Genomic DNA, 20,483 nt, shown 5'->3' on the forward strand with positions numbered 1-20,483 from the left:
GCCGCCAAAATCAGCCGCCGGAGCGCATCGGGGCATCGCTGCGGCGGACGCCGTCGTCGTGGAGTTCCAGCGCGCTCATTACGAGGGCGAAATGGCTGAAGGCCTGCGGAGTGTTGCCCAGCTGCCGGCCCGCATCGACGGCCCACTCCTCGCTGAGGAGCCCGACGTCGTTGCTCAGCGCCAGCAGGCGCTCGAACAGCTCCCGGGCCTCGTGCCGGCGGCCGGCCCCGATCAGTGCCTGAACCAGCCAGAAGGAGCACGCCAGGAAGACCCCCTCCTCGCCGGGAAGCCCGTCGTCGCTCTCGGCCGGAAGATAGCGGAGGAGGAAACCGTCGCGGGTCAGTTCCCGCTGGACGGCGTCGATGGTTCCGATGATGCGCGGATCATCCGGTGGCAGGAACCCCACCCGCGGCAGCAGCAGCAGGCTCGCGTCCAGCTCGGGCCGGCCGTAAGACTGCACGAACGTGTTGCGTTCGGCGTCGAACCCGTTGGCCATGACCTCGGCGTGGATGGTGTCGCGCATCTCCTCCCAACGGTCCGCCGGGCCAGTCAGACCGAAGTCGCGGACCCCTTTGACCATGCGGTCGGCCGCCACCCAGGCCATCACCTTGGAGTGGGTGAAGTGGCGCTGCGGTCCGCGTATTTCCCACAATCCGTTGTCAGGAAGGCGCCAGGCCGTCTCGAGGTGTTCCATCACCGCCACCTGCACGTCCCAGGCGTCGTCGGTGTGCATCAGGATGGAGTTCCGGGTCAGGGAGAGACAATCGAGCACCTCCCCCCAGACATCGAGCTGAAGCTGCCCGGCCGCCCCGTTCCCGATCCGCACCGGGACGGAATTTTCATAGCCCTTAAGCCAGGGCAGCTCCAGTTCCGGCAGCCGGCGTTCGCCGTGGAGTCCGTACATGATCTGCAGATCCGCAGGATCTCCGGCGACGGCGCGGAGCAGCCAGTCGCGCCACGCAGCGGCCTCCTCCGTGTAGCCGGCGGCCAACAGGGCCTGCAGGGTTAGGGTGGCGTCGCGAAGCCAGCAGAAACGGTAATCCCAGTTCCGCGTGCCGCCGATCTCCTCCGGCAGGGACGTCGTCACGGCCGCCACGATTCCCCCGGTGGGGGCAAAGGTCAACGCCTTCAGGGTGATCAGCGAGCGCTGCACCGCGGCGCGGTGCGGCCCGGTGATCGTGCACTTCGCGGACCAGTCCTGCCAGAACTCCTGCGTGGACGCCAGGACGGCTTCCGGGTCCACCGAGCGCGGCCGGGCCAGGTGGCTAGGGCTCCAGGTCAGCACGAAGGGCACGCGTTCCCCGGCCGTGATCGTGAAGTCGCTGATGGTGTGCATCCGTTCGCCGCGCAGGGGCGCCGGAGTGACCAGGTAGGCGGAGTCGGGACCGGCGACCGCGTGGATCCCGTGCTCGTCGTGGCGGACCCAGGGGACTATGTGGCCGTAGTCGAACCGCAGCGCCAGTTCGCCGCGCATCCGCACCTTGCCGTGCACACCGACGACGATCCGCACGATGTCCGCCACTTCGTCGCGCGGTGGCATGAAGTCGATGATCCTGACTTTGCCCTCGGGAGTCTCCCATTCGGTTTCCAGGACCAGGGTGCCTTTGCGGTAGCGGCGCCGCGTGCATTCGCCGCCGGCTTCCGGCGCCAGCAGCCAGCGGCCGGCCGCCGGGGTGTCCAGGAGGGCGCTGAAGCAGGCCGGCGAGTCGAAGCGTGGCAGGCACAGCCAGTCGATGGAGCCTTCAGTGCTGATCAGGGCCGCCGTGTGCAGGTCCCCCACCATTGCGTAATCCTCGATGCGTGCCATGAGACCTAGACTGCCACACGCCTATGCCCGGGACTAGGATCCAAGGAGGCCGGAAACCGACCCCGGCAGCCCGCGCCTGGGACCGGAGCGGAGGCCATGCCGGGGCGTGAGAATTCGGGGCGCCCCCGGATCAACCGGGCGCAGGGACGGAGGTTGGTACACGGTGACACTGCAGATCGGGACGTCCGGCTGGAGCTACGACCACTGGGAACACGTGCTCTACCCGTCGGGACTGCCGGCGCGGGACCGGCTGGCACACTACGCGGCGCGCTTTACGACGGTGGAACTGAACGCCAGCTTCTACCGCTGGCCGCGGGACGTCTCCTTCGCCAGCTGGCGCCGCCGCTTGCCGGAAGGTTTCCTCCTGTCAGTAAAGGCTCCGCGCGGCCTCACGCACGGCAAGAAGCTCTACTCCCCCGAAGTGTGGGTGGAGCGGATCATCCGCTGCTGGCACGAACTCGGCGACAAGCGGGCGGTGCTGCTGGTCCAGCTGCCGCCGAATTTCGCGCGTGACGACGCCCGGCTGGATTATTTCCTCGCCGCCCTGCCGGAATGGATCCGGGTCAGCGTCGAGTTCCGCCACCCGAGCTGGGACCATCCTGAGGTGTATGCCCTCCTGGAACGCCACGGGGCCGCGTATTGCGTGATGAGCGGCGCCGGACTCCCCTGCATCCTCCGCGCCACTGCACCGTTCGTTTACGTCCGGATGCACGGACCGGACCACCAGCACCTCTACGGCGGTTCATATTCGGACGACGATCTGCGGTGGTGGGCGGGCCGGATCTGTGAATGGCAGGCGGCCGGACGGGACGTCTTTGTGTATTTCAACAACGACGGCGAAGGCAACGCCGTCCGTAACGCCCTCACGCTGCGGGGGCTGCTGGGCGTCTGAACCGGCCGTTCCTCCCGACGCAGTCCGTTCGAACAGCTGGCAGCTGTGGGAGAGTGGAGGCATGGAATTGGCGCCGCAGGACTCACAACAGCAGCGACTGGTCACCGGGACCAAGGTCTTCCGGGCCGCCCACTGGGTTTCGGACACCTTTAACGGGCTGCGGCTGAAGACGGCCAGGCGCTGGCACTTCGCTCCGCAGACCATCGCCTACCAGGGCTACGGCTCCACAAGCTGGGTGCGCGTGCTCGGGAGGGTAGTGCTCACCAGCAAGCCGACCCCCGGCAGCGCGGCGGAGCGGGCGGCGAGGAACGGCACCCAGAACGTCCGGGGCTGGCGGGCGTTCACGAGCGTGCCGATCCAGTACACGGAAGTCGAGGTTGAAATCGGCGGCGTCACTGCCCGGGTGCATGCGGACCGCGGCGGTCTCGTGGACACGGTGGTCCAGGTGTCACTGACCCCCGGCTGGCATATGGCGGTACTGCGGGCTGAAGGAACAGAACCGGTCGAAGCCAGGATTTTCGTCATCTCCCCGGACACTCGGCTCGGTATCGTCTCGGACATTGACGACACCATCATGGTCACGGCCCTCCCCCGGCCGTTCCTGGCACTGTGGAACACGTTCGTCCTGAACGAACGCGCCCGGATGGCGACGCCCGGCATGGCCGTGCTGATGGACCGGCTCAAGGTGGAGTACCCGGAAGCGCCGGTGATCTACTTGTCCACCGGGCCGTGGAACGCGGCGCCCACCCTCGCCCGCTTCATCGCCCGGAACCTTTACCCCTCGGGCGCGCTGCTGCTCACGGACTGGGGCCTGACCCACGACCGCTGGTTCCGCAGCGGCCAGGAGCACAAACGGCGGAACCTGGACCTGCTCGCCCAGGAATTCCCGAACATGCGCTGGCTGCTGTTCGGCGACAACGGCCAGCACGACGAGGAGATTTACTCCGGCTTCGCGCAGGAGCACCCCGACCGGGTGGCCGCGATCGGCATCCGGCAACTCTCAGTCAGCGAGGCCGTCCTCGCCGGCGGCCATTCCGACACCGGAGACCACTCGGAGTCGTCCGTCCCGTGGATCTACGCCCCCGACGGCGCCGGACTCGTCAAAGGCCTGCAGGACCTAAGCCTGCTCTAGCGGCCTGCCGCGCGTTTGATTGTCTGGGAAGCCAGCTAATTGCCCGGGGTCAGCCCGCGGGGATCGGCGGTACGACGGCGGCGCTTACCGTTGGTTGTTCGACGTCGGCGGTCACAGGTTGCCGACCGGCGTCGGCGGCCTCGTGGCCGACGTCGGCGCCCGCCGTGTTCCGGGCGGCGAGCACTTCCTGCAGCCAGTAGTAGGAGGCCTTCGGCGTGCGCACCCGGGTATCGAAATCGACGTGCACCAGGCCGAAGGGCTGCTTGTAGCCTGCGGACCACTCGAAGTTGTCCATGAAGGACCACACGTAGTAGCCGCGCAGGTCCACGGCCTCGGCGGCACCGCCGGCGCGGGTCGCTTCGAGGGCGGTGCGGATGTGGTCTGCCAGGTAGCGCAGGCGGCGTTCATCCGGAACGATCCGCCGGCCGGTCGCGGCATCCCGGACCACGATGTCCTCAAAGCTGGCCCCGCCCTCGGTGATGTAGACCGGCGGCAGGTCCGGGTAGCGCTCGGCCATCTCGGCCAGGGCCACCGACAGGTATTCCGGCTTGATCGGCCAGCCGTAGGCGGTGGTCTCGGTATCGGGAAATGACGCGACGTGGAAGGCCCCGGGGGCCCCGCTGAGGTCCTCCCCCATGGCCTCTGCCATGCCCGGCGGCATGGCGCCGTCGCCGGGCCCCGCTCCGACGCGGGTGGGCATGTAGTAGTTCATGCCGTAAAAATCCAGGGGCTGGGAGATCAGGTCCATGTCTTCGCTGGACGGGTTAAAGGACGAGGAAAAGAACGTGGCCGCCCGAATGACGTCGGGGTACTGGCCCAGAAGCACGGGATCCGCGTAGAGCCTGTTCTGTGCCACGTCCATGATTCCGGCGCTGACCTTGTCCAGCGGGTTCACGGTGGCCGGGACCATCGGCGAGTAAACATTGGTCATGCCGATCTCGCCGCGCACTTTGGCCGCGCGCATTGCCTGGAGCGCCAGGCCGTGGCCCAGCAGTTGGTGGTGCACGCTGGGCAGCGCCTTGAGCATGAGCGCTTCGCCGGGCGCATGCATGCCCAGGGCGTAGCCGTTGGTGGTGACGGTGGCGGGCTCGTTGATGGTCACCCAGCGGGTAACGCGGTCTCCGAATGCGGCCGCAGCGATGGCGGCGAACTCCCCCAGCCGGTAGGCCGTATCCCGGTTCATCCAGCCGCCGGCCTCCTCCAGCGGCAACGGCGTGTCCCAGTGATAGAGGGTGGCCATCGGCGATATGCCGTTGGCGAGCAACAGGTCGATCAGCCGGTCATAGAAATCCAGTCCGGCCGGGTTCACGGGGCCCGTGCCGCCGGGCTGAATGCGGGGCCAGGACAGCGAGAACCGGTACGAATCGATCCCCAGCTCCTTCATCAGGGCCACGTCCTCGGGCATCCGGTGGTAGTGGTCACAGGAGATGGCAGGGCTATGGTCCTCCACGATCGTCCCCGGCTTCGCGGCGAAGGCGTCCCATCCCGAGGGGCCGCGGCCATCTTCGTCGAGCGCACCCTCGATCTGGAACGCCGCCGTCGCCACCCCCAAGGTGAAGCCGGGCGGTAGAAGGGCAGCCAATTCCTGGGCGGAAGCGTTCATCAAGGACCTCTGTCTAGTTTCGCTGGTGGTTGACTGATCTTAGGCCTCCCCCGGAACAGGCGCCACGACCCCCAGGCCTGGCCACAACCGTGCCGCCGGCATCGCTGCCCTTGGCGCCCATTTCTTGATCGGCACGGGCAGCTGGCTTAGAAACCCGAAGCTTCGGGCCCGAAGAGGAAGTCCTTGCCATGGGCCACTGCCTTTTTGAAAGCGTCGTTCCGTAGTGCCACGAGCTGTTCAGCCCCGCTGGCCGACGGTTCCAGATACTCCGTGAAGCCCGGACGCAGTATCCAGATGTCTCCGGCCGGCGGCAGGTAGAAGATGCCGAAGGAGCGGTGCTCGCTGTCATCGTCGGTCCAGATGGGAACCACCGCCAGCGCGGCGCCTGTGTCGATGTTGATCCACTGCGCACGGGGAACCGGCGCCTCCTGCGCCTCCGGGTCCAGGAACGGTGCCGTACCTTCGCCCCAGCGTTCCTCAAACCGTTCATGGAAGGCCGGCATCAGGTGTGAATCATAGCGGCGCCATGCACTCATGGCCCATCTCCTTCATCTTGATCTGTCGGGCGGCTGATTTTCAGGACACTGTCTCTCGGGTCAGTGCTCTCACGGGCGCCTCTCCCACCGCACGGGAGAGACCCGAAGCAGTGGACCGCGGTGCCTGATGATGCGCACGGGGATTTCCTGGGGACCTTGCGGCGCTGGTGGCGCCTTGCCCATAGCTGCCTGTTCCGCACGGTCATAGTCAGCCCTGGTTCGCGGATTCCTAAGCACAGCAAACGCGGCCAAAAGACCGCGGGCATCCTCACTGCCGGAGCCGCCGGACGGGCCGACGTCGGGATGCCGTTGCCGTATTTGTGCACGGAAGGCGCGGCTGATTTCCTGCTGGCTCGCGCCGGGCAAGATGTGCAGCGCGGCGTAGTACCCGCGGGAGTCGGGATGCGGTGGCGGAAGGTGCTGGGCTGCGGGGCCGGTCGACGTCGCGGCCCCCGGATTGAGTTGGCCAGGATTGGGCTGGTCCGGGTTGAGTTCCATGGTCCACCTCCGTGCTGCCCGGGAAATCCATCGGCGAGCCGGACAGAACGGCCGGCCGGCCGGGGCCGCACCGGGCAGGGCTGCCCTGCACCGGCGTGGGCCCCGGCCCCGCGTCCCTGCGGCTACTTGGCGATCTCGTGCATCTTCTCTTGCGGACGGGTGATTTCGATCTTCCGCGGCTTGGCCTGCTCGGCAACGGGGATGCGGATCGTCAGGACGCCGTCTGCATAGTTCGCCTTGACGTGCTCGGTATCCAGCGTGTCGCCGAGGATCAGCTGGCGGCTGAAGACGCCGCGCGGGCGCTCTGACACTGTCAGCTCGACATTGGGTTGCGTCGTGTCCCGGCGTTCCGCCCGGACGGTGAGAACGTTGCGCTCGATGTCGAGTCCGATTGAGTCGACTTCGACGCCGGGCAGATCGAACGCGACGACGAATTCGCCGTCTTCCTGCCACGCGTCCATGGGCATCGCCGCGGGCCGCGCCGTGGTCCCGAACACCTGCTGGGCGAGCCGGTCAAAGTCACGGAACGGGTCCGTACGCATCAACATCATTTCCCACTCCTTCACTGTGAGTTTGCCTACTTTTTCTCTCCGATCCACCGCGCTCTTTCTATGGTGGTGGATATAGATTTTTTATAGCACTGGTGACACACTGATGCAAGGGCATTATTCAACTCGGTTGGAGGGAAGACATGGCAAACCGCGAGGCGGGCGCGGCCGTGTACGCGATCTCCGTCGTGGCCGAGCTGGTGGGCACCGGGCAGCAGAACATCCGGCTGTACGAGCGGCGCGGACTACTCACCCCGGAGCGCACCGCGGGCGGCACGCGGCAGTACAGCGAGGGCGACCTCGAGGTGCTGCGCCGGATCGGCAAGCTCCTCGACGAGGGCCTGAACCTGGCCGGCGTCGCTAAAGTGCTGGAGCTCGAGGCGGCGAACGCGAGGCTGGCGGCAGAACTCCGGAGGCTCCGCTCGCGCTGAAACGGCGAATTCGCCGGAAACTGTCGAGGTCGCCGTTCAGCAACAGCGATTTCGACGGTTTCCGGCGAATTCGGCGGTGGGGCGGGCGGCGGCCGCTACTCCCGGGACTTCTCCGCCGTCGAGAGCGTCCCGGTGACCTGCTCGCCCGGAATCCTGGCGGTGCGCCACGTGTCCACTGCGATAGTGGCGCCGAGCACCACAAGCGAGATCGCCAAAGCGCTGAGGGCATCCGTCATCCAGTGGTAGCCAAGATAGAGCCGGCTGACCCCGGCGAAGAAGATGCCAATCCCAGCCACGATGAAGGCGACGACGGCGGCCCCCGGGTTCTTCCGGCGCGAAAAGACCAGGTACGTGGTGACCAGCAGGAAGTCGCACGCCCCCAGGACGTGACCCGACGGGAAGGAGAACGTGGTGTCTGCCCCGAACAGCATCAGGTTTATGGGAGGCCGGTGGCGCTCCACAATGTGGCCGATCAGCTGCGCCAGGATCACGCCGGTCAGCATGGCGGCGGCAAGGAGCATCGGACGCCAGGCGTGTTTGGCGGCGATGCCCCAGGCCACTGTCACGATCAGGACGATTATGGGTAGGCCGATGGGTCCGAAGACGATCGCGAGGATGATCATGATTGTGGTGGTGGGTTCCCCGCGCAGGGTCAGGAGCCAGGTCCGTACGGGCTCGTCAGCCGAGGAGAGGCCGTCGTGCTGCACTACACTCGCCAGAATCACGCAGAACATCACGACCCCAACGACCACCAGCGCCACGGCGATGCGGTAGAGATTCCTGCGGGCGTCCGCGCTCATGAACCGTTCTTCCACCACGAACTTCTCGTGGAACACTCGCCACCGGCCCTGCGACTTCCCCGTTTGCTCCTGTGCCATGATCCCGTTTCCGCCTCTACAGTTCTGGACATCCTCTGCTGAAGATTATCCCGCTTTGGCCGCTCCGGGGCCCTTGGGGTGCCCGGCGACCACAGTGAAGCATAGAGCCGCAGGTCAGTGCGGTGAGCGGCGTTGCGGCGCAGTTTCCGGACTGAAAGCGCTTCCGGTGGTGATTTGACGCCCCTATAAATATGACGTTAGTGTCGCTTCGACTATTGGGGCCGACAACAAGTACTCCAAGAAAGATCGTGCAATGACAACAACCATCGAGACCATCGAGATCCAAGTCGACAGCCGACGCGTGCTGGACGAGCGGCTAGAAGAGGCCGTGCGCGGACTCCAGGAGGTCGCCATGGTCGCCGGAACCCACGGCATCCTGCTCACCCGGCACAAGCCCGGGCACTACACGGCAGCATTGTCCGACCAGGTTCCTTTCGGCATGACCCGGGAACTCGTCCACTAACAGGATGAGGCGCCCACGGGATCCTGAGGATCCGGGGTACACAAGACCAGGTCCCGGGTGGCTGAGCATAGACTCGCCGCCCGGGACCTTTTTTGCACCACAACGCGGGGTCATTTAGCGCCCAATGAGGGCCGCGAAGGGACGCCACGTGACCCCGCCTTGCTTGGTTAGCGGGAAGTCCCTAGCTCACCCGTTGGGCCCGGTCACCCGTCATGGCCGGATCAGCAGTCATGGCCGGGTCCCCCGTCATGGCCGGGTCACCCATCATGGCCGGGTCACCAGTCATGGACGGTGCCGTCGACGAGGCGGTTGTAGGGCAGGTAGGCCTGCTGGTAGGGGAACGCGGCGGCGGCTTCCTCGTTGAACTCGACGCCGATGCCGGGCTTGTCGCCCGGGTGCAGGTACCCGTCGGTGAACGTCATGGACTGCTCGAAGACCTCGTTGGTCTTGTCCGAGTGCTGCATGTATTCCTGGATGCCGTAGTTGTGGATCGCCAGGCCCACGTGCAGCTGCGCGGCGAACCCGACCGGGGAGATGTCGGTGGGGCCGTGGAAGCCGGACTTGATCTGGTACTGCGCGGCGAAGTCCATCACCTTCTTCAGCGGGCTGATCCCGCCGAAGTGCGTGGACGCGGCCCGGACGTAGTCGATCAGCTGTTCCTTGATGATGGTCTGGAAGTCGTACACGGTGTTAAAGATCTCGCCGATGGCCAGCGGCGTGGTGGTGTGCGAACGGACCAGCCGCAGCGCCTCCTGGTTCTCGGCCGGGGTGCAGTCCTCGAGCCAGAACAGGTCGTAGGGCTCCAGCGCCTTGCCCAGCTTCGCGGCCTGGATCGGGGTCATCCGGTGGTGCCCGTCGTGCAGCAGCGGCAGTTCCGGGCCGAACTCGTTCCGGACCGCCTCGAACACGGTGGGCAGGTGGCGCAGGTAGGCGCGGGTGTCCCAGTCCTCCTCCTGCGGGAACGCCCCGCGCCCGGCGGGCTCGTAGTCGTACCGCTCCCCGGAGGCCTGGGCCTGTGCGGCGACGCCGTACACGGCCTTGATCCCGGGGACCGCGGTCTGGATCCGGATCGACTTGTAGCCCAGCTCCAGGTGCTCCCGGACCGAATCGAACAGCGACGGGAGGTCCGCGCCGGACGCGTGCCCGTACGCGCGCAGCCCGTTCCGGGACGCCCCGCCGAGCAGCTGGTAGACCGGCATCCCGGCCAGCTTGCCCTTGATGTCCCACAGCGCCATGTCCACCGCGGCGATCGCGGCCATCGTCACCGGCCCGCGCCGCCAGTACGAGGACCGGTACAGGAACTGCCAGGTGTCCTCGATCCGGTGCGGATCCTTGCCGATCAGCAGCTGCGCGACGTGCTCCTTCAGGTACGCGGCCACGGCCAGCTCGCGGCCGTTCAGCGTCGCGTCGCCGATCCCGGTCACGCCGTCCTCCGTGGTGATCCGCAAGGTCACGAAGTTCCGGGAGGGGCTGGTCACGAAGACTTCAGCGGCAATGATTTTCACAACAGGTCCTTCTCTGGGTTGTCGGGGGCTTTCCACGGCGGGATTAAGCACGGGGGGATCTCAACAGGGGGATTGAAGACGGCCGGGCAGGGTGTATGGACGGGGTGTGTGCGGGGCTATGCGCGCTGCTCAGCGCTGGGTGGTTCCGCTCGACGTGGTGCCGAGGAGTGCCAGCTCCGCACGGCCGGGCAGGCCCTCCCAGTCCCCCGCGGTGCTGACGGCGAAGGCTCCCGCCAGGGCGCCGCGCTGCAGGCGGCCGGCGACGTCTTCGCCGTCGAGCAGTGCCGAAAGGTAGCCGGCGGTGAAGGCGTCCCCGGCGCCCACGGTATCGATGCTGGTCACCGGCACGGCGGGTTGATCCCAGCGGCCGCGAGCGGTGTGGGCGGCGGCGCCGGCAGCTCCGCGCTTGACCACAACTTCACGGACCCCTCGGCCAAGGAGCTCCGCCGCCATGGCCTCCTCGCTGTCGGCGAGGCCAGCCGCAGTGGCGCCGGCCTCCGCCGCCTTTGTGCCGGCGGCCCGGACGGGGTCGGATGCCACGAGATCGAGCTCGTCGTCCGAGGCGATCACGATGCTGGCGTGCCGGGCCAGCGGCGCCAGCACGGCACGTGCTTGTTCACGGGACCAGAGCTTGCCGCGGTAGTTGACGTCCAGGGAGACTTCCATTCCTTCTGCGGCGGCCCGCTCTGCCGCATACTCCACGGCCTTTTGGGCGTCCGGGCTGAGGGCGGCAGTGATTCCGGTCAGGTGCAGGATCCGGGCCCCGGCCGTCAAGGCGCGGTCCAGGTCCTCCCGGTTGAGGGTGGACCCGGCGGATCCGGCGCGGTAGTAGAAGGCCCGGGTGACGTCGGCCGTGCGTTGCTCGAGGAACATCACTCCGGTGTTCCGGGCGGCGTCAATCCGGTGCCGCAGCCCGATCCCCTCGGCGCGCAGCTGCCGCAGGATGAACTCGCCATGTGGATCGGCGCCGACCACCCCGGCCCAGGTAACGCTGTGCCCGAGCCGGGCGACCCCCACCGCCACGTTCGATTCGGCCCCGGCCACGTGCATGCCCAGACTGCCTCCGGCCGACAGCGGACCTGCGGACCGCAAAGAGACCATGGACTCTCCGAGGGTCAGAAGGTCAACGGCCCGGGGGGCCGAAGCGGGACTGGCGGCGGCCGTCACAGCGATATCTCCGCGCCGGCCCTCCGGCCGAACTCGGCGGCCAGGCCGACGAAGCCGCGGGCCCGCTCGCGCATCGCGGCGAGGTCGCCGCCGGAGCCCGCGTCGCCGAACAGCGGCCCGCCGAGCCCGACGGCAATGGCACCGGCTTCCCAGTAGCCCGTTGCCTCCCCGAGCCCGACGCCGCCGACGGCGATGAACGGGATCCCGGGGAAGGGATCACGCAGTGCCTTGAGGTAACCCGGTCCGCCGGCCGAGGCGGGGAACAACTTGACGGCGGTGGCGCCGCGGTTCATGGCTTCGTGGGCCTCGCTGGGCGTGAATGCCCCGGCGAGCACGGGGATGCCCCTCCGGGCCGATTCGGCGATCGACTCCGCCAGCGATGGTGTCACGATGAATTGGCCGCCGGCCTCGGCGACGTCGTCGACATCCTGTACGGTCAGGACCGTCCCCGCGCCCACGAAGCAGCCGGCGGGGGCCCCTGCGCGGACCTCACGGATCGCCTCGAGGGCATCCGGGGTGGTCAGCGCGATTTCGACGAAGCGGAAGCCCTCCGCCATCGCCGCAAGCCCCGCCTTGGCGGCGGCTGCGCCGTCTGTGCCTCGCACGATTGCCACCAGCCGGGTCTCACAGATCCCGGCCAGCAGGAGTTCGGGGGTCAGGGTGTCTGCCATGTCAGGGTTCTCCTTGGTCGAGACGATCTGGTCCGGGTTCATGTTGCGGGCGCTCACCACTCGGCGAAGGCGCCGTCGGGGTGCCGCCAGACCGGACCCCGCCAGGCATGCCCGCGCTTATCCGCAGCGCGGACCGCGGCCTCATCGATCTCAATGCCGAGGCCTGGTCCGGTGAGCCTTTCGATGTGCCCGTTCACGAACTTCAGTGGGGACTTGTCCACCACATAGTCCAGGACTTCTGCACCCTGGTTGTAGTGGATCCCGATGCTCTGCTCCTGGATCAGGAAGTTCGGTGTCGCGAAGCCCACCTGGAGGCAGGCGGCCAGGGCCAGCGGGCCCAGGGGGCAGTGCGGGGCGAGCTGGACCTCGTAGATTTCGGCCAGTGAGGCGATCTTGCGGACCTCGGTGATCCCGCCGGCGTGGGAGAGGTCCGGCTGGGCCACGGCGATGCCTGCCTGAAGGGCGGGCAGGAATTCCTGGCGGCTGTAGAGCCGCTCCCCGGTGGAGACCGGCGTCGTCGTGGACGAGGTCAGTTCCCGCAACAGATGGGTGTTCTCCGGCACCACCGGTTCTTCCAGGAAGAAGGGCCGGAACGGTTCCAGCAGCGGCGCAACACGCCGGGCGTTGGCGAGGCTGAACCGGCCGTGGAAGTCGACGGCGACGTCGCGGTGGTCCCCGAGGACCTCGCGGGCGGCAGCCACCCGGCGGACGACGCCGTCGAGCTCCGCCACGGAGGCGACCGGACTCATCCGGCCGCTGGCGTTCATCTTGACGGCGGTCAGCCCGACTTCCAGCTGGGCGCTGATCTGGTCGGCCACCTCGTTGGGCTCGTCCCCGCCCACCCAGCCGTACATGCGGATCCGGTCCCGGACATGGCCGCCCAGGAGCTGGTGGACCGGGGTGTTGAAGTGCTTGCCGGCGATGTCCCACAGGGCCTGGTCCAGCCCGGAGACGGCGCTGGCGAGGATCGGCCCGCCACGGTAGAACGAACCCTTGGTCATGACCTGCCAGTGGTCCTCGATCCGGAGCGCGTCTTGGCCGATCAGCAGCTCGGAGAGCTGCTCGACGGCGGTGCGGACCGTTTCGCTGCGGCCTTCGCAGCTCGCCTCGCCCCAGCCGATGATCCCGCTGTCCGTCTCGATCCGGACGAAGAGCCAGCGCGGCGCGACGAGGAAGGTTTCAATCCTGCTGATGAGTGTCATGTGCTGCCTAGCCCTTGGTGGCACCGGCAGTGAGGCCGGAGACGATGTACTTTTGCGTGAAGAGCGCAATGATCATGATCGGGATGGTGACCACCGTTGCGGCCGCCATGAGCCCGCCCCAGTCGATGCTCGCGTAGGAGACGAAGTCGAAGATGGCGACCGGCAGTGTCTTGGTCTTGGAGCCGGATAGGACCAGGGCGAACATGAAGTTGTTCCACGAGAAGATAAAGGACAGGATGCCGGCCGTGGCGATGCCGGAGACCGCCAACGGCAGCGTGATACGGCGGAAGGCGCCGATCGGGGTGAGCCCGTCCACCTGGGCCGATTCCTCCAGCTCCAGGGGCAGTGAGTCAAAATAGCTCATCATGATGTAGACGATCAGCGGCAGTGAGACGAACATGTGGCTGAGGATCAGCACCTCGAAGCCGCCCACCATCTTCAGGTTGGAGAAGACGTAGTACCAGGGCACCAGCAGCGAGACGCCCGGGATAACGCGGGCCATCAGGACCACGAGGGCGGAGCGGTGCATCGTGAAGCGGCTCATCGCGTACGCCGCAGGGACGCCGAGGACCAGCGAGAGGACCGTGGAAACGAACGCCACCCAGAAGCTGTTGAAGATGAAGACGAAGTAGTTGTTGCGCTGGAGCACGTTGGCGTAGTTCTCGCCCGTGGGAGTGAAGAGGAACGACTTGCCGGTGTCATAGATATCCACGTTGGTCTTGAAAGAGGCGAGCAGCATCCAGAACAGCGGGGCGATCAGGAACAGCACCACGGCCACCAGTGCGGCGACGCGGAAGACCTTGTAGGCGCGGGTGCCGAGGGGTTTCCGCCGGCGCCTGGCCTGCTGGGGCTCGGCGGCGGAGGTGCGGGTTTCGGTGTTTCCAGTGTCTTCGGTCAGGACGGTCATTTGCTTACCGCTTTCTTGCGCATGGTCAGCAGCCACATGGTGCCGATGATGATCATGAAGAACAGGATCAGCACCGCGGAGGACAGCCCGTACTGGTTGTAGTCAAAGCTCAGGCCGTAGGCGTAGACGTTGAGCGTCTCCACCTCGTGGAACGAGCCGCCGCCCTTGCCCTTCGTGGCGTAGAGGATGTCGAAGGTCTTCAGGGCGTCGATGCCCCGGAGCAGGATGGCGACGATCACGGTCGGCATCATGAGCGGAAGCGTGATGAAGAAGAAGCGCTGGAAGGCGTTGGCGCCGTCCATGCGGGCTGCCTCATCGGGTTCTTCGGACAGGGAGGTCAGGCCGGCGAGCAGGATCAGCACCACCATGGGGGTCCACTGCCAGACGTCCATGAAGATCGTGGTGCCCAGCGCCGTGTCCTGGCCCGAGAGCCACGGTTGCGGCGGGATGCCGACCATACCGAGGAGCTGGTTGATGAAGCCGATGTTGGGATCGAAGATGAGCCGCCACATCATGCCGACGGCCACCGGGGTGGCAACGAGCGGCAGCAGGATGGCCACGCGGACCCACTTTTCGCCGCGGAACGGGCGCCACAAGAGCAGGGCGATGCCCATGCCGAGTACCACTTCACAGGCCAGCGCGACGCCGGTGAAGGACAGCGTGCGCCCGACGGCAGGCCAGAAGCGCTCGACGTCGGAGAGGACCGTGAGGTAGTTCTGCACGCCGACGAACTCGGAGGCGGCGCGGACGGAGCCCTGCGAGTCGGTCAGGCTCAGGTACACGGTCCAGGCCAGCGGAAAAACGATCAGAACACCGACGAAAATCATGGCAGGGGCCGCGAAGAGCCATTTGCGGTGCCGGTTGGCCCAGGCGGAGAAGCCCGGACGCGCACCGGGAGTGCGGCCTGCGCGTCGCGAGTGCGCGCTGCGGGGAGGGGTCAGTACAGACATGGTTCACCTAAGGAGTTGGGGGTGAAGAGGTAAGGCTGCGGCACCGGGACGGCCGCGCTGCGGCCGTCCCGGTGCGGGATTGCTACTTCTTTTCGCCGTCCAGGAACGTCTGGAAGGCGCTGTTGGCCGTGTCAGCCGCGGCCGAAGCATCGCCGCCGGTGATGCTGGCAACGATCGGGCCGCCGACGATCTCGCGGGCCTTGCCCACCGTGATGACCTCAGGACGGTCGTGGCCCACGCCGGCCTTGGCACTGGCCGCGATGGCCGCCGCCAGGTCCTTCGGGTAGGTGGAGGTTCCGGCCGGGTCGGCCCAGACCGAGGCGCGCGGACCGGGGACGCCGGCCTTCTGCGCTTCCAGGGTGCGTTCCTTGCTGGTGGCCCACTGGATAAACTTCCAGGCGTTGTCCTGGTTGCTGGAGGCCTGGTTAACGGCCAGACCCCACGACGGGATGTTGTACGGCTTGGACCCCGCCGGGCCGGCCGGCAGCTCGGCGAAGCCGACAGTGTCAGCGACCTTGGACTTGGCCGGGTCGGTGGCGTTCTTGTAGAGCGAGTCGGCCTCGGTGTAGAAGGCGGCCTTGCCCTGGGTGAAGATGGCCATCGCCTCGGGCCAGCTCATGTCGGTGCTGACATTCTTGGGGCCGTAGTTCTTGATCAGGCCGCCGTAAAACGCGTAGGCCTTCTTCGCGGCGTCGCTGTTGACCGCGGACTTGCCGCTGGCATCGGTGAAGTCGCCGCCGAAGCTGTACAGGAAGCTGGAGAACTGGGTTACCGCAGCGGACTTGCCGGTCCGTGCCACGAAGCCGGCGGTATCCGGGTTGGAAGCGGCAATCTTCTTAGCGGCGGCCTCGAGCTCTTCCATGGTCTTGGGAACCTGGACGCCCACGGCCTGCAGCAGGTCCTTGCGGTAGTAAAGGACTTCGCGTTCGGTGATGATCGGGACGCCGACGACCTTTCCGTCAACCGTGGTGGCCTTGACGGGGCCTTCCTGGTAGTCCTTCCAGTCCCAGTTCGCGTCCTGGGAAACCTTGGACGTCAGATCGGCGAGGTAGCCGTTCTTGGCGAAGGCTTTGCCCTCCTGGAGCGGGCGGTACATCATGACATCGATTTCGTCGCTGCCCGCGTTGAGCTTGACGTTGTACTGGTCCGAGAGCTGGTCCTCGCCGAGCTGGGTGAGCTCGACCTTGAGGCCGCTGGCCTTCTCGAATTCCGGGATTGCCGCCTTGATTCCCTCGGTCCACACATGGTTGGCGAGGGTGACGCGAACGGTTCCGCCCGCCTTGGCGTCGCTGCCGCCTCCACCGCAGGCGGTAAGCCCCAGCGACAGGGCCGCGGCAACCGCCGCATACTTCACAATTGAACGCCGCTTCATTACGACTCCCTTGCTATTTCGGGCCAGAGACACTGTCCGGCCAACTGCACATGCATCTTTACATCTGCTCAGGAAGCGATCATAAGGAAATAAAACATACTTAAACAAGCCCTGCGGACGCATCGGTATGATTTATTCATGAAACCCCCGAAGCCGGAGTCATCAGCGGACCTGCATTCCGTGTTGGTCGAGAACTTGGGGCTCGCTATCGCCGAAGGGAACCTGGCGCCGCACTCGATCCTTCGGCTGGACGAGCTGGAGGCTCAGCACAGCGTGTCCCGCTCGGTGGTGCGGGAGGCCACGCGGGTGCTCTCCTCCAAGGGGATGCTGGAGTCGCGGCGCCGGCTGGGGACCGTGGTCCAGCCGGAGGACTCGTGGAACCTCTACGACCCCCAGGTGATCCGCTGGCGGCTCGCATCCTCCAGGCGGCTGGAGCAGCTGCGGGCGCTAAATGAACTCCGCGGCGCAATCGAGCCCCAGGCCGCCCGGCTCGCCGCGGAGCGCGCGTCCTGGGACGCCGGCAGCGACCTCGTCGCCCTGGCGGCCCGGCTGTGGGCCGCCGGCCAGCGCGGGGACCGGGACGAGTTCCTCAGACTGGATATCGAGTTCCATGCCGCGGTCCTCGACGCTTCCGGAAACGCCATGTTTTCCCAGTTGAACAACCTGGTCAGCGAGGTGCTGATCGGGCGCACTCAGCACGGTCTCACGCCGCATTTGCCCCACCACGAGGCCCTGCAGCTGCATGTGAATGTGGCCAGCGCCATTCAGCGCGGCGAGGCGGATGCGGCGCACGCGGCCATGAGCAGGATCGTGGAGCAGTCGACGGAGGAAATGGGCGACATCTGGTCCAGCAACCACGTGGACGGCCCGACGCCCAAGACGGAAGGCGGAGTCACTTAGCGCCCAATGAGGGCCCTCGAAGGGGCGCTAAGTGACCCCGCGTTGCTTGGGTCAGCGGCCGCCCTCGAGCTTGCGGCTGCGCTGCTCCTGGGCCATCGGCCCGTACGGATAGACGCCGAGGCGGGGCTGGCTGACCTCGGTCAGCCAGTCGGTCTCCTCCGCGGTGAGCCGGAGGTCCGCTGCCGCGAGGTTGTCGGCGAGCTGTTCGACGGTCCGGGCGCCGAGGATCACCGAGGTGACCGCCGGCCGGTCCGCCAGCCAGGCCAGCGCCACCTGGGACGGGCTCACGCCGTGCCGCCCGGCCGTTGCCTCCACCTCATCGATCACGTCCCAGGTGCGCGGGTCGGCATTCCGGGCTTCCCACGCCTCCATCCCGCGTTTGGGATTTTCGCCCAGACGGGTGGCGCCGGCGGGCGCCTGGTCGCGCTTATACTTGCCCGAGAGCCAGCCGCCGCCCAGCGGCGACCACGGCAGCAAGCCGATGCCGGCGTCGAGCGAGGCGGGCACGATCTCGGACTCGATCTCGCGGACCAGCAGGCTGTACTGCGGCTGCAGCGTCACCGGCGCACTCCAGCCGTGGGCCTTGGCCACATGGACCGCCTTGGTCAGCTGCCAGCCCAGGAAGTTGGAGAAGCCGTAGTAGGCGATTTTGCCGCTGGTCACGGCGTCGTGCAGGAACCTCAGGGTCTCCTCCAAGGGAGTGATCGGATCCCACGCGTGCAACTGGTAGAGGTCGATCTGTTCCACGCCCAGCCGGCGCAGCGATTCATCCAGTGCCCGCACCAGGTGGCGCCGGGAGGTGCCGACGTCGTTGGGGGCCTGGCCCATCGGAAAGCGGCCCTTGGTGGCCACGACGGCCCTGTCCCGGAGCTCCGACCGGTCGGCAAGCCACCTGCCGATGATCTCCTCCGATACCCCGGTGCTGTAGACGTCCGCGGTGTCAATGAAGTTGCCGCCCGCCGCGAAGTAGTCATCCAGAATCGCGCGGGACTGCTCCTCGGTGGCCTCGGCGCCAAAAGTCATGGTGCCCAGCGCGTAGTTGGAGACGACGGCGCCGCTGCTGCCCAGGGTGCGGTATTGCATGGAACTCCTCAGTGGTGGTTGTGGCTGCTTCAGTCTTCGGTGGGGGTGGTCCGGTTCGAGTGGTAGTTGCGCCAACTGTGCTCGGGCGCGTAGCCGAGGAGGCGTTTGGCTTTGTCAATCGAGAGCATAGTCTCATGCTCGCCAAGCTCCTTGACCACTTTGACGCCGGGGAAGACCTCGGCTGCCAAGTCTGCGCTGGAACGGCTCATCACGGTGTCCGCGTTGGCGATGACGAACGCCTCGAAGCCGGGTTGGCCGTGCTCCAGTGCGCGGGCCACGGCTTGGGCGCCATCGCGCCCGTCGATGTAGCCCCACAGGTTCCACTTGCGCAGCCTCGGGTCGTGGTCGAAGGAGGGAAACTCCTCATAGTCCTCCGGGTCCATCACGTTGGAGAACCGCAGGCCCGTGATGCTGAGTTCCGGGTCCCATCGGGTCAGCTGGATGGCCATCTGCTCCTCGAGGTGTTTGACCAGGGAGTAGGTGCTCTCCGGCCGCGCCGGGTATTCCTCGTCTACGGGGATGTAGGGAGGATCGACGTCGAACGGCAGCCCCAGCACGGTCTCGCTGGAGGCATAGACAATTTTCTTGATCCCGGCCCGACGTGCGGCCTGGAACACGTTGTAGGTGGCCTGCATGTTGTTCTCGAACGTGGCGGCATCGGGGGCAAGCCCCGGGGCAGGAATCGCGGCCAGATGGACGACAGCGTCAAAGCCCGCGTGGCGGTCCTCGAGGCCCAGAAAGATATCCAGGACCTGGCCGTAGTTACGCAGGTCCACTTCCGCGAACCCGGGGCCGCGCGCACCCACCCGGTCCAGGTTGGTCACCTCGTGGCCGTCCTCCCGCAACCGCCGGACGACGCTCCGCCCCAGCTTTCCGCTTCCTCCGGTAACAGCAACTCTCATCAGGAACTCCTCGGGTGGCATGTGTGCTGGTCGTCAATGTCGGGCGCCGGATCGGACGGACAGGCCCGGCAGTGACCGTTCCACCCTAAGGCGAGCCGGGCACGGTGCCCAGCCCCGCGGCCGCCGCCGTGCCGCCCGCATGACCTTCGACCCTAGGCAGTCCCGGGGCCGGTGGGCAGTCTGGGGTCATGGACGGTGATCAGCGCTCCCACGTCATGGGCTCGGTGAGCGCGGCGTGCGCCGGCCACGCCGACTGCCCGGTGCTCGTGGTCGGCCAGGACGCAGCCGGCCGCCGGGACAGCCGGACCACGGGATGACCGACGCCGGGTCCGCGCCGTCACCGCGTCCGGCCACGCGGGCTGTCGCAGCGCTCGCTGCGGCGGCGGCCGGCGCCGCTTACGTCCTGGCCGTCCGGCCGCGGCTGCTGCGCTGGGGAGCCACCACCCAGGAGGCCGCCGGCCCGCTCCCCGGGGACGAGATCGTACCCGCCCCGCGCATGCAAAGCACCCGCGCCGTCACCATTAAGGCCCCGGTGTCTGGCGTGTGGCCGTGGCTTGTCCAGTTGGGTGCCGGGCGTGGTGGCATGTACTCCTACGACTGGCTTGAGAACGCCGTGGGCCTGGGCATCCACAGCACTGACAGGATCCTTCCGGCACTGCAGCAGCTCAAGGTCGGCGACATCGTCCCGCTCTCCCCCGACGGCGGACTGGAGGTCAGGGCCCTCGAGTCGGGGTCCTTGCTGGCTCTGGGCGGTACCCTCGATTTGCGCACGGGACGGATGTCGCCGGCGGGGGCGCCTCCGGCAGGGCCCAGACTGGACGTCGGTTGGACGTTCGTGTTGCGGCCGGCAGGCCCCCGCGCCACCAGGCTCGTGTCCCGAACCCGGTACGACTATTCGCCGGTGGCCGCCGGGATGGCCTTCCGTGCACTGCTGGAACCGGTGCAGTTCCTGATGGAGCGGCGCATGCTCCTGGGCATCCGGTCCCGGGCCCAAAACCAATGGCGGCCGCAGGGGCGCCGGAGCTAGGCATCCGGA

The 20,483-nt window shown here is 67.2% G+C and carries 22 protein-coding genes; 7 read left to right on the top strand and 15 right to left on the bottom strand.

From position 1 onward, the window contains the following. Nucleotides 1-10: 10 nt before the first annotated feature. A complete protein-coding gene (locus BM372_RS03265) occupies nt 11-1,807 on the bottom strand; it encodes a glycoside hydrolase family 15 protein (protein WP_090951720.1) in 1,797 nt (598 codons plus the stop codon). A 163-nt stretch (nt 1,808-1,970) separates the two neighbouring features. Between BM372_RS03265 and BM372_RS03270 the strand changes: the two genes are divergently transcribed. Together BM372_RS03270 and BM372_RS03275 are read left to right on the top strand one after the other, a co-directional pair. Beyond that, a complete protein-coding gene (locus tag BM372_RS03270) occupies nt 1,971-2,699 on the top strand; it encodes a DUF72 domain-containing protein (protein ID WP_090951723.1) in 729 nt (242 codons plus the stop codon). A gap of 61 nt (nt 2,700-2,760) precedes the next feature. Next, entirely contained in the window at nt 2,761-3,831 is a 1,071-nt protein-coding gene (locus BM372_RS03275) for an App1 family protein (protein ID WP_090951726.1), read from the top strand. 49 nt (nt 3,832-3,880) lie between these two features. Here the strand turns inward: BM372_RS03275 and BM372_RS03280 are convergent, their stop codons facing one another. The 4 genes from BM372_RS03280 to BM372_RS03295 all read right to left on the bottom strand — a co-directional run bounded on the left by BM372_RS03280 (nt 3,881) and on the right by BM372_RS03295 (nt 7,019). Then, nucleotides 3,881-5,434: a GH1 family beta-glucosidase gene (locus tag BM372_RS03280; RefSeq protein WP_090951729.1), complete on the bottom strand. Its 1,554-nt coding sequence runs from the start codon at nt 5,432-5,434 to the stop codon at nt 3,881-3,883. Nucleotides 5,435-5,580: 146 nt separating this feature from the next. Next, nucleotides 5,581-5,970, bottom strand: coding sequence for a hypothetical protein (locus BM372_RS03285; protein ID WP_090951731.1), 390 nt, complete (start codon nt 5,968-5,970; stop codon nt 5,581-5,583). Nucleotides 5,971-6,039: 69 nt separating this feature from the next. After that, nucleotides 6,040-6,468 (bottom strand): DnaJ domain-containing protein, encoded by a 429-nt coding sequence (locus tag BM372_RS03290; protein ID WP_090951734.1) that lies wholly within the window; start codon nt 6,466-6,468, stop codon nt 6,040-6,042. Between the two features lie 122 nt (nt 6,469-6,590). Beyond that, nucleotides 6,591-7,019, bottom strand: coding sequence for an Hsp20/alpha crystallin family protein (locus tag BM372_RS03295; protein ID WP_305728170.1), 429 nt, complete (start codon nt 7,017-7,019; stop codon nt 6,591-6,593). Nucleotides 7,020-7,159: 140 nt separating this feature from the next. Here BM372_RS03295 and BM372_RS03300 point away from each other — a divergent pair, with 140 nt between their 5' ends. Continuing rightward, complete coding sequence (locus BM372_RS03300) at nt 7,160-7,447, top strand: MerR family transcriptional regulator (protein ID WP_090951737.1); 288 nt, start codon at nt 7,160-7,162, stop codon at nt 7,445-7,447. Between the two features lie 95 nt (nt 7,448-7,542). Here BM372_RS03300 and BM372_RS03305 read toward each other — a convergent pair whose 3' ends face one another. Then, the gene (locus BM372_RS03305; RefSeq protein WP_090951740.1) at nt 7,543-8,325 is read right to left on the bottom strand and encodes a phosphatase PAP2 family protein; all 783 of its coding nucleotides are present in this window, start codon (nt 8,323-8,325) and stop codon (nt 7,543-7,545) included. A gap of 253 nt (nt 8,326-8,578) precedes the next feature. On the opposite strand from BM372_RS03305, the gene BM372_RS03310 reads away from it, so the two are divergent. Next, nucleotides 8,579-8,788, top strand: a complete 210-nt coding sequence (locus tag BM372_RS03310) for a hypothetical protein (RefSeq protein ID WP_090951742.1) — start codon at nt 8,579-8,581, stop codon at nt 8,786-8,788. A 275-nt stretch (nt 8,789-9,063) separates the two neighbouring features. On the opposite strand, the gene manD is transcribed toward BM372_RS03310, so the two are convergent. The 7 genes from manD to BM372_RS03345 form a co-directional block, all read right to left on the bottom strand. Next, a complete protein-coding gene (gene manD, locus BM372_RS03315) occupies nt 9,064-10,293 on the bottom strand; it encodes a D-mannonate dehydratase ManD (RefSeq protein ID WP_090951747.1) in 1,230 nt (409 codons plus the stop codon). A gap of 129 nt (nt 10,294-10,422) precedes the next feature. Then, the gene (locus BM372_RS03320; RefSeq protein WP_090952915.1) at nt 10,423-11,394 is read right to left on the bottom strand and encodes a sugar kinase; all 972 of its coding nucleotides are present in this window, start codon (nt 11,392-11,394) and stop codon (nt 10,423-10,425) included. A 62-nt stretch (nt 11,395-11,456) separates the two neighbouring features. Further along, nucleotides 11,457-12,188, bottom strand: a complete 732-nt coding sequence (locus tag BM372_RS03325; RefSeq protein ID WP_256214010.1) for a bifunctional 4-hydroxy-2-oxoglutarate aldolase/2-dehydro-3-deoxy-phosphogluconate aldolase — start codon at nt 12,186-12,188, stop codon at nt 11,457-11,459. Continuing rightward, a complete protein-coding gene (gene dgoD / locus BM372_RS03330; RefSeq protein ID WP_090951750.1) occupies nt 12,185-13,333 on the bottom strand; it encodes a galactonate dehydratase in 1,149 nt (382 codons plus the stop codon). The genes BM372_RS03325 and dgoD overlap by 4 nt, the downstream gene beginning before the upstream one ends. 7 nt (nt 13,334-13,340) lie before the next feature. After that, nucleotides 13,341-14,240 (bottom strand): carbohydrate ABC transporter permease, encoded by a 900-nt coding sequence (locus BM372_RS03335; RefSeq protein WP_090951753.1) that lies wholly within the window; start codon nt 14,238-14,240, stop codon nt 13,341-13,343. Then, the gene (locus BM372_RS03340) at nt 14,237-15,190 is read right to left on the bottom strand and encodes a carbohydrate ABC transporter permease (RefSeq protein WP_090951758.1); all 954 of its coding nucleotides are present in this window, start codon (nt 15,188-15,190) and stop codon (nt 14,237-14,239) included. Before BM372_RS03340 ends, BM372_RS03335 begins: the two co-directional genes overlap by 4 nt. An 82-nt stretch (nt 15,191-15,272) precedes the next feature. After that, nucleotides 15,273-16,562: an ABC transporter substrate-binding protein gene (locus BM372_RS03345; protein WP_090951762.1), complete on the bottom strand. Its 1,290-nt coding sequence runs from the start codon at nt 16,560-16,562 to the stop codon at nt 15,273-15,275. 138 nt (nt 16,563-16,700) lie between these two features. Between BM372_RS03345 and BM372_RS03350 the strand changes: the two genes are divergently transcribed. Continuing rightward, a complete protein-coding gene (locus tag BM372_RS03350; protein WP_177235861.1) occupies nt 16,701-17,462 on the top strand; it encodes a FadR/GntR family transcriptional regulator in 762 nt (253 codons plus the stop codon). 51 nt (nt 17,463-17,513) lie between these two features. Here the strand turns inward: BM372_RS03350 and BM372_RS03355 are convergent, their stop codons facing one another. Both BM372_RS03355 and BM372_RS03360 read right to left on the bottom strand, forming a co-directional pair. Next, nucleotides 17,514-18,545, bottom strand: coding sequence for an aldo/keto reductase (locus BM372_RS03355; RefSeq protein WP_090951765.1), 1,032 nt, complete (start codon nt 18,543-18,545; stop codon nt 17,514-17,516). A 29-nt stretch (nt 18,546-18,574) separates the two neighbouring features. Beyond that, nucleotides 18,575-19,447 carry an NAD-dependent epimerase/dehydratase family protein gene (locus BM372_RS03360; protein WP_090951769.1) on the bottom strand — a complete coding sequence of 291 codons (873 nt, stop codon included), beginning with the start codon at nt 19,445-19,447 and terminating at the stop codon, nt 18,575-18,577. Nucleotides 19,448-19,635: 188 nt separating this feature from the next. On the opposite strand from BM372_RS03360, the gene BM372_RS20365 reads away from it, so the two are divergent. Beyond that, nucleotides 19,636-19,764, top strand: a complete 129-nt coding sequence (locus BM372_RS20365; RefSeq protein ID WP_143111420.1) for a universal stress protein — start codon at nt 19,636-19,638, stop codon at nt 19,762-19,764. Further along, nucleotides 19,761-20,474, top strand: coding sequence for a hypothetical protein (locus BM372_RS03365; RefSeq protein ID WP_090951772.1), 714 nt, complete (start codon nt 19,761-19,763; stop codon nt 20,472-20,474). Before BM372_RS20365 ends, BM372_RS03365 begins: the two co-directional genes overlap by 4 nt. The last annotated feature ends 9 nt before the right edge of the window (nt 20,475-20,483 follow it).

This window comes from Arthrobacter sp. ov118 (genome assembly GCF_900116495.1).
In the GTDB taxonomy this organism is placed as follows: Bacteria; Actinomycetota; Actinomycetes; order Actinomycetales; family Micrococcaceae; genus Arthrobacter.

Bases quoted from the DNA above. Each gene is read 5' to 3' on its own strand.
- BM372_RS03265 (WP_090951720.1), bottom strand. From the start codon at position 1,807: ATGGCACGCATCGAGGATTACGCAATGGTGGGGGACCTGCACACGGCG.
- BM372_RS03275 (WP_090951726.1), top strand. From the start codon at position 2,761: ATGGAATTGGCGCCGCAGGACTCACAACAGCAGCGACTGGTCACCGGG.
- BM372_RS03280 (WP_090951729.1), bottom strand. From the start codon at position 5,434: ATGAACGCTTCCGCCCAGGAATTGGCTGCCCTTCTACCGCCCGGCTTC.
- BM372_RS03285 (WP_090951731.1), bottom strand. From the start codon at position 5,970: ATGAGTGCATGGCGCCGCTATGATTCACACCTGATGCCGGCCTTCCAT.
- BM372_RS03290 (WP_090951734.1), bottom strand. From the start codon at position 6,468: ATGGAACTCAACCCGGACCAGCCCAATCCTGGCCAACTCAATCCGGGG.
- BM372_RS03295 (WP_305728170.1), bottom strand. From the start codon at position 7,019: ATGATGTTGATGCGTACGGACCCGTTCCGTGACTTTGACCGGCTCGCC.
- BM372_RS03300 (WP_090951737.1), top strand. From the start codon at position 7,160: ATGGCAAACCGCGAGGCGGGCGCGGCCGTGTACGCGATCTCCGTCGTG.
- BM372_RS03305 (WP_090951740.1), bottom strand. From the start codon at position 8,325: ATGGCACAGGAGCAAACGGGGAAGTCGCAGGGCCGGTGGCGAGTGTTC.
- BM372_RS03310 (WP_090951742.1), top strand. From the start codon at position 8,579: ATGACAACAACCATCGAGACCATCGAGATCCAAGTCGACAGCCGACGC.
- BM372_RS03320 (WP_090952915.1), bottom strand. From the start codon at position 11,394: ATGGTCTCTTTGCGGTCCGCAGGTCCGCTGTCGGCCGGAGGCAGTCTG.
- dgoD (WP_090951750.1), bottom strand. From the start codon at position 13,333: ATGACACTCATCAGCAGGATTGAAACCTTCCTCGTCGCGCCGCGCTGG.
- BM372_RS03335 (WP_090951753.1), bottom strand. From the start codon at position 14,240: ATGACCGTCCTGACCGAAGACACTGGAAACACCGAAACCCGCACCTCC.
- BM372_RS03340 (WP_090951758.1), bottom strand. From the start codon at position 15,190: ATGTCTGTACTGACCCCTCCCCGCAGCGCGCACTCGCGACGCGCAGGC.
- BM372_RS03345 (WP_090951762.1), bottom strand. From the start codon at position 16,562: ATGAAGCGGCGTTCAATTGTGAAGTATGCGGCGGTTGCCGCGGCCCTG.
- BM372_RS03350 (WP_177235861.1), top strand. From the start codon at position 16,701: ATGAAACCCCCGAAGCCGGAGTCATCAGCGGACCTGCATTCCGTGTTG.
- BM372_RS03355 (WP_090951765.1), bottom strand. From the start codon at position 18,545: ATGCAATACCGCACCCTGGGCAGCAGCGGCGCCGTCGTCTCCAACTAC.
- BM372_RS03360 (WP_090951769.1), bottom strand. From the start codon at position 19,447: ATGAGAGTTGCTGTTACCGGAGGAAGCGGAAAGCTGGGGCGGAGCGTC.
- BM372_RS20365 (WP_143111420.1), top strand. From the start codon at position 19,636: ATGGACGGTGATCAGCGCTCCCACGTCATGGGCTCGGTGAGCGCGGCG.
- BM372_RS03365 (WP_090951772.1), top strand. From the start codon at position 19,761: ATGACCGACGCCGGGTCCGCGCCGTCACCGCGTCCGGCCACGCGGGCT.